The organism is Paenibacillus sp. N3.4, assembly GCF_008017805.1.
GTDB lineage: Bacteria > Bacillota > Bacilli > Paenibacillales > NBRC-103111 > Paenibacillus_E.
The window spans coordinates 74,777-87,671 of record NZ_VRTT01000002.1; the positions used below are offsets into that span (position 1 = coordinate 74,777).

Annotated in this window: 7 protein-coding genes, 2 pseudogenes and 1 other annotated feature; of the genes and pseudogenes, 3 read left to right on the forward strand and 6 right to left on the reverse strand. The window is 45.5% G+C overall.

Going from position 1 to position 12,895, the window contains the following annotated elements; translation table 11 throughout:
* Positions 1-164: 164 nt before the first annotated feature.
* Positions 165-1,478: a tyrosine--tRNA ligase gene (gene tyrS / locus FU659_RS02060; protein ID WP_147946014.1), complete on the reverse strand. Its 1,314-nt coding sequence runs from the start codon at positions 1,476-1,478 to the stop codon at positions 165-167.
* 52 nt (positions 1,479-1,530) lie between these two features.
* Positions 1,531-1,818: a binding site (T-box leader), on the reverse strand.
* Between the two features lie 128 nt (positions 1,819-1,946).
* Between tyrS and FU659_RS02065 the strand changes: the two genes are divergently transcribed.
* Positions 1,947-5,021 (forward strand): transglycosylase domain-containing protein, encoded by a 3,075-nt coding sequence (locus FU659_RS02065; protein WP_261807559.1) that lies wholly within the window; start codon positions 1,947-1,949, stop codon positions 5,019-5,021.
* A 233-nt stretch (positions 5,022-5,254) separates the two neighbouring features.
* On the opposite strand, the gene acsA is transcribed toward FU659_RS02065, so the two are convergent.
* Positions 5,255-6,979 carry an acetate--CoA ligase gene (acsA, locus tag FU659_RS02070; RefSeq protein ID WP_147946015.1) on the reverse strand — a complete coding sequence of 575 codons (1,725 nt, stop codon included), beginning with the start codon at positions 6,977-6,979 and terminating at the stop codon, positions 5,255-5,257.
* 222 nt (positions 6,980-7,201) lie between these two features.
* On the opposite strand from acsA, the pseudogene FU659_RS02075 reads away from it, so the two are divergent.
* Together FU659_RS02075 and FU659_RS02080 are read left to right on the forward strand one after the other, a co-directional pair.
* Positions 7,202-7,839 (forward strand): annotated as a pseudogene (locus FU659_RS02075) (GNAT family N-acetyltransferase).
* Between the two features lie 78 nt (positions 7,840-7,917).
* Complete coding sequence (locus FU659_RS02080; RefSeq protein ID WP_147946016.1) at positions 7,918-9,108, forward strand: acetoin utilization protein AcuC; 1,191 nt, start codon at positions 7,918-7,920, stop codon at positions 9,106-9,108.
* A 129-nt stretch (positions 9,109-9,237) separates the two neighbouring features.
* Here the strand turns inward: FU659_RS02080 and FU659_RS02085 are convergent.
* From FU659_RS02085 to FU659_RS02100, 4 genes and pseudogenes are all read right to left on the reverse strand, one after another.
* A pseudogene (locus FU659_RS02085) lies at positions 9,238-9,938 on the reverse strand (5'-methylthioadenosine/adenosylhomocysteine nucleosidase).
* A gap of 695 nt (positions 9,939-10,633) precedes the next feature.
* Positions 10,634-11,638: a catabolite control protein A gene (gene ccpA / locus FU659_RS02090; protein WP_147946017.1), complete on the reverse strand. Its 1,005-nt coding sequence runs from the start codon at positions 11,636-11,638 to the stop codon at positions 10,634-10,636.
* 180 nt (positions 11,639-11,818) lie between these two features.
* Positions 11,819-12,226: a hypothetical protein gene (locus FU659_RS02095; RefSeq protein WP_147946018.1), complete on the reverse strand. Its 408-nt coding sequence runs from the start codon at positions 12,224-12,226 to the stop codon at positions 11,819-11,821.
* Positions 12,227-12,352: 126 nt separating this feature from the next.
* The gene (locus FU659_RS02100; RefSeq protein ID WP_147946019.1) at positions 12,353-12,895 is read right to left on the reverse strand and encodes a type 1 glutamine amidotransferase domain-containing protein; all 543 of its coding nucleotides are present in this window, start codon (positions 12,893-12,895) and stop codon (positions 12,353-12,355) included.

Sequence of the window (12,895 nt, forward strand, 5' to 3'; positions counted from 1 at the left end):
TTATTTTTTTGCATACGAGGTGTATCCCTCTGATATCCCTTAAGGACGAGCGCATTTGCACCTTATTCAACACAAGGATAAACGACTTCGTCTTCCTTCAGGGACGAGCGAGTTTGTCAAGGTAGATGCGAAGCAAATGTGTAGACTTATACTTTCTTATCTACTCAAAAAAACCCGAGGCAGAGCCTCAGGCTTTCACTACATTGAGATTTTCTTAATTTAGAAACTGAGCCAGGTAGTAATTTTTTTTTGCCGCGGCGAATAACGATATAGGATTCCCCAAGCTTGCCTAGTTCATTTGCTAGTACATCGACTTGTGTCATACGAACCCCATTGACCGTGACTGCTCCGCTTTCAATGTCCTGACGTGCTTGACGCTTGGATGGCGCAGCTCCTACCGAAATCAGCAAATCGACCAAAGGCATGTCTGCTTGCTCCAATGTCGTAGAAGGAACATCTTTGAAAGCTTCTTCAATCTCACTACGCGACAGGTCTTGAATGTTCCCACTGAACAAAGCCGTAGTAATGTTCAGCGAGCTTAACAACGCTTCTTCCCCATGTACCAGCTGCGTCACTTCGCGGGCCAGCAGCTTCTGCGCTTCTCTTTTCTCCGGCTGCTGCTTCACTTCTTCTTCCAAACGCTCGATTTCCTCATGACTGATGAACGTGAAATATTTCAAGAAACGGATGACATCACTATCGGCTGTTCCCAACCAAAACTGATAGAACTGGTAAGGAGACGTTTTGGCTGCATCCAACCAGATGGCCCCACCCTCTGTCTTACCGAATTTCTGTCCATCGCTTTTCGTCACAAGTGGCAGTGTAGCTCCATATGCGCGTTGATCCGTAGTTTTCCCGATCAGTTCCAGTCCTGCTGTAATGTTTCCCCATTGATCGCTGCCGCCAATTTGAAGCGCACAATTTTTCGTTTCATTCAGTTTCAGGAAATCATACGATTGCAGGATCATATAGCTAAACTCCGTAAACGAAATACCTTTTGTGATTCGTGAATCGACGGAATCTTTACCCAGCATGTAATTAACCGTAAAGTTTTTCCCAACATCACGTAAGAATTCGATGACATTCAGGGATCCGAGCCAATCGTAATTATTCACAAGCTCTGCGCTGTTGTCCAAATGTTCGGAAAAATCAAGGAAACGTGACAGCTGATTTTTGATGCTTTGTGACCAAGCCTCAACGATCTCTGGTCCATTCAGCGTTCTTTCATTCGCTTTCCCGCTTGGATCTCCGATAAGACCCGTACCACCGCCAACAAGCGCCAAAGGAATATGTCCAGCAAGCTGAAAGCGTCTCAACGTCAAAATCGGCAGCAAACTACCGATATGCAAACTATCTGCCGTCGGATCGAACCCGCAATAAAGAACGACACGTTCTTCACTCAGCTTCTTTTCTAATCCTTCCCTATCCGTAATTTGATGCAGCAGCCCACGAAACTCCAAATCCTTTAAAATCGTCATGTTCTTCCATCTCCTTTTTCCAAATCGGCATACAAAAAAGTCCTCTCATCCACAAAGGGACGAGAAGACTTGACTCGCGGTACCACCCTAATTAAAACAGCACCTTCGTATATCTATAGCAAGTCTATCAACAAGCTGTTAGAGGCACGCATACTGTTTTCACTCAAGAACCTATAACGGGGTTTAATCGGCAAACACTACTGCCACAGCCAGTTGCTGTGGGTTCCCATCTGCTGCTCAAGACCGTAATTCACTAACCTGCAGGTACCGGTTCGCACCATCCACCGGCTCTCTGAAAGCATCCACAAGCTACCTACTGCTGATCCATCTACGCACTTGTACAAGTTATATCACAGCTTTCTGTGGGTTGTCAAACCATTCAAACATCGTTTTCGATGGTCAATATTACCGCAAAACGTGCAATTATGGTATACTATTAGGGTTCATGTAAGGAGGATATTGGAACTTATGCGCAATTTTTTCGCGAAATGGAATCGCCCTTGGGTGAGGACAACATTCAAAGTAACATGGATTACCTTAAAATGGACTCTGATCTCTGCCTTTTTGGCAGGTGTTTTGGGTGGGTCCGCCGCATTCGGATATGTGAGTGCTTTGGTTAAAAAAGATCCTATACGAAGTCAAGAATCGATTCGCCAGCAAATGCAAGAAAATGCCGTCACAGGCTTTGCTTACTTCAATGACGACGCGATCATCGGTCAATTGCGTACGGAGGAAGACAGACGCCTTGTCGCTTTGGCAGACATTCCACAAGTCGTCTTGGACGCTGTTTTGTCCATTGAGGACAAAGACTTCTATAACCATCGCGGCGTAGATTTCCGCGGTATTTATCGTGCGGTCACCCAGAAGCTGCTGAATGAAGAAGTACAAACAGGCGGAAGCACGATTACACAACAACTCGCCAGAAGAGTATTCCTCACCTTAGACAAAGATGATGGCCGGAAAGCTCGTGAGCTATTGCTCGCGCTTCGCATGGAGCGCCTTATGTCCAAAGACGAAATCTTACTTGCTTATCTGAACAAAATTCCTTATGGAAACGGATCAACAGGCTATAATTTATATGGGATTAAAGCAGCCGCCAAAGGCTTATTTAACATCGATGATCTAGCTAAGCTGAACGTTGCTCAAGCGGCTTATTTAGCCGGACTCCCTCAGAGTCCCTCCCAGTACTCGGCATTCACCAGTAAACCGGAATTTGATGAGGATGATTTCAAAAGGGCAATTACAAGGCAGCAACTCGTTCTCAAACGGATGTTGGACGAGAAAAAAATTACCACAGATCAGTACCAAACAGCTCTGAAATTCGATCTTAGATCCTCCATGCCTCAACCTGCACAGAAGGCTTATACGACCTATCCGTATTTGATGATCGAAACGGAAAGAGAAGCTGCAGAAATTTTGCTCAGCATTCAAAAGCCCGATCTCGATCCAAAGAAAAATCAAGCAGCCTATAATGAAGCGTTAAAGGGCATACAATCTCAGCTGCTGCGTGGCGGTTACCAAATCTATACAACCATCGATAAATCAATCTACGACTCCATGCATGAAATTTCAAGCAATGAGAAAAACTTCGCGCCTACCGACGTGAAAAAAGGCGGTATTGAACAAGTCGGTGCCATTATGCTCGATTCGAAAACAGGCGCAATTAAAGGAATGATTGAAGGACGCAACTTCTTCGATGAACAGCTGAATCACGCTACACAGGCATTCAGACAGCCTGGATCTACCATGAAGCCAATCGCAGCTTACATACCGGCCTTAGAAAAAGGCGTCATTCAACCAGCGAGCATCGTGGACGATATTCCAATTATCCTGAAAGACGGCGTTAAAGGATTCCATCTTCCGGAGAACTGGGATCATACATTTCATGGTCTCATGACCGCACGCAAAGCCTTGAACCAGTCTTACAACATTCCGGCCATTGATATATTTTTGAATAAAGTTGGGATCAATGACGCTTGGGACTTTGCCAAAAAACTTGGGATCACTTCCATTCAAAAAGAAGATTATTATGCGCAGACAGGTGTAATCGGCGGATTAAGCCGCGGCACATCCGTTAGAGAACTGACAGGCGCCTATGCCTCGATTCCCAATAAGGGCGCTTTTAATGAGACCTTTATGATTCGTGAAATCAAAGATTCCAATGGTAAAACGATTTATAAGCATGATCTGAAACCTACACAAGTCTATTCACCGCAAAGTGCTTATCTCATTACCGATATGATGAAAACGGTCATAAGTCAAGGAACAGCGACGGACTTGATGACTAAGTATAAATCGTATGGGAAAATTGAAATTTCAGGAAAAACAGGATCGACGCAGGATGATGCAGATGCGTGGTTCATGGGTTTCACACCCGATATTACGGTAGGTGTGTGGATTGGTTACGACCAACCTATCAACAAACTGTCATCGAAGACAAAGCAAACGTATCACGCCAAGGATATTTGGGCGCTCATTATGAACCGGACCATGGAGCAGAAACCTGAACTCTTCCCCACGAAAACTTTCGTGAAACCGGAAGGCATCGTATCTGCAACAGTATCAAGTTTATCTGGCAAGCTGCCAAGTGAATTAACGAGCAAATCGGATCTGCTGGTCACAGATATTTTTAACAAGAAATATGTGCCTACAGATGTAGACAATGTTATGGTAAACATGAAAATCAGCTCGTATAACGGACTTAACTACATTGCACAAGACCATACGCCTGCTGATTTTACACAAGAAAAAACGGTAATCAAACGCCAAAAGTCGATCAGTCAATTGCTTAAGGAAGTCGAAGATGCGATGAGTAAACTGCCAGAAAAGAGCAGAAAACCCATCGATAATTACAAGCCTACCGACTATGACGATGATGCCCCATCGGAAATGGATCCGCGCGTGGATGACGGTAAAGAGCCCACGGCGCCAACCAATGTAGTAACGACCAAATCAGGCGATACGGCTACAATCACTTTCCAGGCAAGCACAAATGCCGATTTGGTTGGGTATCGCATTTATCGCTCTGACAATCACAGTAAATTCCAGCTCATGGGCGGGAAAGTTGTGTTAGCAGGCGCAGAAACCAAATTCACTGATCATATCCCATCCAGTGGGTTGGTCGGCTATTACGTAACGGCTGTCGATGTAGCTGGCAAAGAATCCATCCCAAGCCGGTCTTCCTACACGGATGGCAGCTCATTGGATTCCTTATTCGTACCTTCTGCAGATGGCAGCCAGATCCCTGGATCCACCACTCCACCGGACGGATCAAACCGTGGAGATAAGACCAATCCAGGAGGACAACCAGGAACTGACAAAAATAACGGCAGCGGAAGCACCAAGGATTTACCCGCTGCTCCTACAGGCATTAAGGCCAAAGCTGATGGAGTCGGTATTACGCTGACTTGGAAAGCCAATGCGGGCAAAGACAATGTCAAGCAGTATAACGTGTTCTATAGCGATAAGGAAAAAGGAACGTTTTACGAAGCTAGGCTCCGTAAAAGACGCTACCGAATTTCATTATTATGCGAATTCCTTTAATGGCTATTATCGGATTACAGCTGAAAATGATGCCGGCGAGTCCAAACCATCCGCTACCATCGCTTACAACAACTAGATGATTTCAATCAGATCCGGGCAACCGGATCTTTTTTTATTTCATGGGCGAGATAAGGATAAACGACTTCGTCGTCCTTCAGGGACGAGCGGGTTTATCAAACAAAAACCCTCTTCTACCGGCTAGCGGCAAGAAAAGGGTTTTCTTGGAAAATGGTTTAATCTTCAATCGTCGACAAGTCGCCTGTTGGCAAATTGAGTTCCCATGCTTTAAGAACTCTACGCATAATTTTACCGCTGCGTGTCTTCGGCAGCTTATCTTTAAATTCGATTTCGCGAGGAGCGGCATGTGCAGAAAGGCCCTCTTTGACGAATTTGGAAATTTCGGCTTTAAGCTCATCCGATGGCACAAATCCTTCACGCAATGCGATAAAGGCTTTAATGATTTCGCCACGCATAGGATCAGGCTTACCAATAACACCTGCTTCAGCAACCGCTGGGTGTTCAACCAGCTTGCTCTCTACCTCAAACGGACCTACACGTTCTCCCGCTGTGTTAATCACGTCATCCACACGACCTTGGAACCAGAAGTAGCCTTCTTCATCCTGATAGGCGGAATCTCCGGATACATACCAGCCTGTCAGACGGAAATATTCTTCATACTTGGACGGATTGTTCCAAATTTTACGCATCATCGATGGCCAAGGCGTTTTGATGGCTAGGTTGCCCATCCGATTAGGAGGAAGCACCTGACCTGAATCATCAATAATAGCTGCTTCAACACCAGGAATTGGCCTGCCCATAGACCCAGGTTTGATCGCCATAGCCGGGTAATTACAAATCAGTTGCCCACCGGTTTCGGTCATCCACCACGTATCGTGAATACGTTGGTTGTACACTTTAAGTCCCCAACGGACGACTTCCGGGTTAAGAGGCTCGCCTACGCTCAGAACATGGCGAAGCGACGACAAATCGAATCCGTTGACAACGTCGTCGCCTGCGCCCATTAGCATGCGAAATGCCGTTGGCGCACTGTACCAAACCGTTACTTTATATTTTTGAATCGTATTGTACCAATCCTGCGGACTAAATCGCCCACCTCGAATGACATTCGTTGCCCCGTTCAACCAGGGTGCGAAAATACCGTAGGAAGTGCCTGTCACCCAACCTGGATCAGCCGTACACCAGTAGATATCATCCTCTTGAAGATCCAATACAATTTTACCTGTGTAATAATGTTGAATCATCGCGTTCTGTACATGGAACACACCTTTGGGCTTCCCTGTTGATCCCGATGTGTAATGAATGATCAAACCATCCTCGCGATCCAACCAAGTGATTTCCAGCTCTGTTGAAGCGGTTTCCATTTCTTTGAAGAAATCCACTTGTCCCTGTGCGAGTTCAATATCCTGACCAACCAGAATGACATGTTTCAAATGCGGAAGTTCGTCGAACGGAACGCGAGACAACAAGCTTGGTGTCGTAACAATCGCGACGGCTTCACTGTCTTCCAATCGGTCTCTAACGGCCGTTTCCATGAAAGCTTCAAAAAGCGGACCAACAACGGCTCCAACTTTAAGAGTTCCAAGTAACGCATAGTAGAGCTCCGGTGTACGCGGCATGAAGATAAAAACACGTTCACCTTTGCTAATACCAAGCCCGCGAAGCACATTGCCGAATTGATTTGATTTCGCTTTCATTTCCCCAAAGGTAATAGCCTCTTCACGTTGATTATCACTGTAATAAAGGGCAATTTTGTCCTTTTTGGAAGAGTCCGCATGTCGATCAATCGCTTCATAAGCCATGTTGACTTTACCTGTCTCATACCAGGAAAAGCTTTGTTCGACCTCTTTCCAGTCAAACTCAGCATGCGTTTGTTCATAATTTTTCATGTTTGGATTAGGTGAAACAGCTTCAATGAGTTCGACTTTCATTTGATCCATGTACGTAAAACCCTCCTCGCGTGGTAAACCGTTTTCATTTTACTGAAGTATTCAAGCAAAATGTGAGCGATTTTTGACATTGTCTATTATAACACATCAAAAATTTTTCGCCTACGCTTAAGTTATGCTTTTATTTCCAGATGGAATTTGATATAAGAGTACTATGACCTAAAGGAAAAGGAATCTTTCATCATGTTGTTTTTTAAAAGGAGAGCTAAGGTTATGCAGCATATCAAAACGTATCACTCGCACTGTTTGCGCACAGCTCCCGACCAACCCGAAATCATTATTGAAGGGCCTGTTTCAGGTGAAAGATTACAGCAGTTGACGATGCACAGCAAATTAGATGCCTTTCGCAGACCCAAGGAACAGCTGGAAGCTCTTATAGAAATCGCAGAATTGCCTGAAGGACGTATCATATTGGCAAGAGACGGCGTGACGATCGTTGGTTATGTTACCTTTCATTATCCGGACGAAATCGAGCGTTGGTCACAAGGACATATGCAGGATTTAATTGAACTTGGCGCCATAGAGGTTGCGGACGAGTATCGTTCGATCGGTTTGGGTAAAAAGATGATACGCCTTGCCTTCGAAGGTGAGCAACTCGAAAATGTCATTTGTTTCACGACTGAATATTATTGGCATTGGGATTTGGAAACAAGCAAACTAACGGTATGGGAATATCGTCAATGATGGAGAAGCTGATGAAGAGTGTGGACATGATCTGGTTTGCTACCGATGATCCGGAAATCTGCTCGCATCCGGCCAATTGCCTGATGGTGCGGATTGGCAAGCAGGTGCCTATCTCATCGATTGAACAGTTTGATCGGATTCGGTTTCAACAACGGTTTATGTACTAAGCGTAAATAATGACCAAGTTATCTAGGATTTCAGAAGCTTTGAGCAAGATTGTTAGCGATTCCGGGGGAGTTTGGGATATGAAGAAGAAGGCATTGGGTCCTGTCTTTATCTATGATGATCAAGAAATACAATATAAGTTTAATGAAAATCATCCGTTCAACCAAGATCGGCTGCTGATGACTGTCGATCTGCTGCGCAAAAGCAATATGCTGCCTGAGCGTGCCTTAAGGCATCCCCGTTCCGCAACGGATGCAGAGCTGATGAGGGTACATACGCCTGCTTATATCGAAGCTGTGAAAGCGCTTAGCAGCCCCGAACCGGATGAGATTTGGGTCCGCGAAGCAACGCGCTTCGGACTCGATACCGACGACACGCCTTACTTCTCAGGGATGCATGATATCACAGCAAAGGTCGTTGGCGGTTCCATTACGGCAGCGGAGCTCGTCATGTCGGGCGCTGCTCCTCACGCCCTCCACCTTGGCGGTGGACTTCATCACGCCCTGCAGAGCAAAGGAGCAGGGTTCTGCGTTTACAATGACGCCTCCGCGGCCATAGCGCACGTGAAAGAGAAGTATGGCGCGAAAGTGCTTTACGTCGACACCGACGTGCATCATGGCGATGGCGTGCAATGGAGCTTTTACACCGATCCCCAGGTATGCACACTGTCGATTCATGAGACCGGGAAATTTTTATTCCCGGGCACAGGGGCTGTTAACGAACGCGGCGATGGCGAAGCGTTCGGCACGAACATCAATATCCCGGTAGAGCCTTATACCGAAGATGAGTCGTGGCTGGAATGCTTCGGCGAGGTGCTGACGGAGACGATTGCCCGCTTCAAGCCGGACCTTATTATTTCGCAGCATGGGTGCGATGCCCATGCTTTCGACCCGCTGGCGCACGTGCATTGTTCCATGCACGTGTTCAAGGCTATGCCCGAGCTGATCCACTCCCTTGCGCACCAATGGTGCGAAGGACGGTGGGTTGCGCTCGGGGGCGGCGGGTACGACATCTGGCGCGTCGTACCGCGGGCCTGGAGCCTGCTCTGGCTCGTCATGAGCGAGCAGCAGGCCTTCTTGCAGCAGCTGGAGGCAGAGCCCCAGCTGGCGCTTCCGCAGGCGTGGCTGAACGCCTGGCAAGGCAAGAGCCCTGTCCAGCTGCCAGATACGTGGCTGGACCCTGTAGACACATGGGCGCCGATTCCAAGGCGCCAAGCGATTGTTGAAAAGAATCGGCAAACGAAGGAATTGGCCTTGATGTACTTGAAATGATAATAACCCCGCTTGAATGCTCCAAGCTCAGATCATAAAAAGCTCAAACTCCGCAAACTTAGCGGGTTTGAGCTTTTTTGGTTAGACCTTAAAGAACGTTATAGATAATTCAACTTTTACACTTTGTAATCAAAGTTGCTTCACGATATCTTCAACCATTTTATAGGAATTCTCTGAAGCTTGTACCGTAAATTCGGCAAAATTCACATGTGCGGAGCCATCAGCTTTGTCGGACATCGAACGCAGTACCACATAAGGAATGCCATTCATGGAACAGACCTGTGCAACGGAGGCTCCCTCCATTCCACGCAAGTGCCGCCCAGATCTTGATGCAGACTTGCAACCACTTCTCGACTGGCAATAAACTGATCTCCCGAGAGCACTCTACCCTGCTTCACTTTACCTGCAAAAAGCTTTTCGCCTGAAATGGAAGCCAGCTCGATCAACTTCGCATCTGCCTCAAAAATGGACTTTGCCTCATAAGGGATGACGCCCTTCGGAAAACCTAATACCGTTACATCCATATCGTGCTGCATGCACTCGGTCGATATCACAAGATCCCCGATAGATAGTTCTGGATCCAATGCTCCGGCCACACCTGTGAAGATGACTGCTTCTACATGGAACTGATCTATTAATAGTTGCGTAGTGACTGCTGCATTCACTTTTCCTACACCCGTCCGGCATACGACAACTTGTTTCCCGAAATAGCTGCCTTCACGAAACGTGATGCCCGCCTTCTTCGTTTCACTCACATTTTCCATATGAGCAATCAGTAATTCAATTTCTTCATTCATCGCGCCGATCAGCGCAATCTTATTCCATGACATCGTAGGGACCTCTTTTCCTAATTTACACAAGAAAAACCGCCAGAAAATCCTGAAGACCCTACCCGTAAGCACGGTTTTCAGTGTTAAAGTGGAATTGTTGCTTGGACTCACTGCTGTAACACTGAAAAACAGTGTTACAGTTCTAAATATGTCACTTTTGATCTACTTGTCTACCTGTAAGCACGGTTTTCAGTGTTAAAGTGGAGTTGTTGCTTTGACTCACTGCTGTAACACTGAAAAACAGTGTTACAGTTCTAAATATGTCACTTTGATCTACTTGTCTACCTGTAAGCACGGTTTTCAGTGTTAAAGTGGAATTGTTGCTTTGACTGACTGCTGTAACACTGAAAAACAGTGTTATCTTTCTAGACATACCGTTTAGCCATTTCCTTGCGAACATTTGACCTTTTCCTTTTATGTTCCTTATGCTTTTTTATAAACGCATCCCAATGATGACGTTCATCTCAAAACATCTGCTTTTAGTAAGTCTGACTCACATTTTTAAAACATATAACTTCTTATCTTTCAAGGATAAACGACTCAACCGTCCCTCAAGGACGAGCGCGTTTGCCAAAGTTGATGCAAAACGAAAAGTAATAAACTTTTACTCTCATATCAACTGAAAAACCTCTATCAGGAGTCATCCATGAAGGAATGACCTCGGGTAGAGGCTGAGTTTTACAAAAGACAACGCATTAAGACTGGGAAACCGAATGGCGATAAATAATTTCGTGCGGGAGTACGACTTGCATGTTATCGGTTGACTCTTTGTTCATCAGTTTCGTCAGCAAACGCATGGAAACCGCACCAATATCATACATCGGTTGAGCTACAGTAGTTAACGTAGGTCTTACCATAGAAGCCATACGGATGTTGTCCACACTAATCACGGCGATATCCTCAGGCACACGAAGCCCACTGTCTTGAACGGTGTGAATGGCACCAATCGCCATTTCATCTGTAGCCGAGAAGATAGCTGTAGGTCTAGGAGAAAGCTCCAAGAAATATTTCACAGCATCCACACTCGATTCATAGCGATAATTGCCGATACGCACATACTCATCACGCAGCTCAATTCCCGCTTCATCCAAAGCCTTCTTGTAGCCTTGGTAGCGAGCAAAGCCATTGGCCGGATCCTGCAAGGTACCGGAGATCATCGCGATATCGCGATGTCCAGCAGCAATCAATACGTTCACAGCATCGAATGCGGCTCTCTCGTGGTCAATATCAACGGAAGCCATCGTCTGGTTCTCATCCTTCGTCCCACACAATACAACAGGAACCGAAGAGGTTCTGAACGCTTGAATATGATCCTCTGTCACCACACCACCCATGAAAAGCAATCCATCCACTTGTTTCTCAAGCAATGTATTGATAACACGGATTTCTTTCTCTTTCTTCTTATCTGCGTTACACAAAATGATATTGTAATGATACATATTCGCAATATCTTCAATCCCCCGTGCAACTTCAGCAAAGATGGAATTGGAAATATCAGGAATAACGACACCAACCGTCGTTGTTTTCTTGCTGGCAAGACCTCTTGCCACCGCATTAGGGCGGTAACCGAGCCGTTCTATCGCTTCAAAAACTTTTTTGCGTGTTTGGGGCTTCACGTTCGGATTGTTGTTTACAACCCTAGATACGGTTGCCATGGAAACTCCAGCTTCTCTTGCTACATCATAAATAGTTACGGTCACGGTTACTCTCTCCATTTTCAAAAGTATTCTGCGATCCTAGTAGTAGATATTACCGTTATAATACGACAATTTCATGCATCTTGCAACGTATATTGAAAATGCTTTGAAAATATTTTCATTGTTTTTCATTAATGTTCATAAAATGGATAAAGCCAACCCTAACGGATTGGCAAATTATACTTATGTTGAAATGGCACTCTGTGTAATTTGAGACAACCGTTTACGAATTTCTTCCGTCCATGGCTGATCCCCGAGCGACTGAGCCAACAACAAAATGTCCAACAATTCATTGATGCGTTCTTCAACAATTTTTTCCATAGAATCGTTCATATGCTCTCTTTCTGTTACTTTACGCAGTAAAAAAGCAATTTCAGATAACTCGTGAAAAAAGAGCTGCTGCTTCTCAGGTTTACTCCCTAACTTGCCGATCAGAGCTGTAAGTTCGGGTTTCACATGAGGAACAACTTCACTTCTGCCGCACGCTTCACATGAGTAAATAGGGACATTTTCAATATCCACTTTATTTTGATAAATAACCGTACGCAGACGAAGGTTCATCGCACGTCCGCACTTGCAATACTTTTGCATCCAAAGAACACTCCTTCACTAAAGGGGGCATGTACATAACTTGCTTGTACTATGGTATTCTACTATCTCGTTTGATTTCCTTCTGAGAACGGAGTAGTAGTTTTTGCCACCTTTGGAAGCGAGATATTACTTTTCCTTTTGCACCTTAAATTGGATAAGTTCATCCACAAACCGTTTGGAAAATACCGGAAGATCTGGCGGGCGTCGCCCTGAAATGATGTTGCGATCGACGACGACTTCTTCATCCACCCAAGTTGCACCCGCATTTTCAATATCGTCACGAATTCCGGGTGTAGAGGTCAGCGTATAGCCTTGGATGATTTTGGCGGAAATGAGTACCCATCCAGCATGACAAATTTGAGCAATTGGCTTAACGGCAGCATGAAACTCTTGGGTTAAACGGATGACATCCGGATAACGACGAAGCTTGTCAGGCGCCCAACCGCCAGGAACGTATAACCCACTATAGTCCGATGAGTTTACTTCCTCGAATGCATAATCAGTCGTAATAGGAACACCGTATTTTCCATGATACACGGTTTTGGCTTTAGGTCCTACAATGTGTACAGTAGCTCCAGACTCACGCAAGCGCAAAACCGGATACCACATTTCCAAATCCTCAAATTCCTCATCAACAAAAGCCAATACGTTAGTTCCCGCTAATGACAT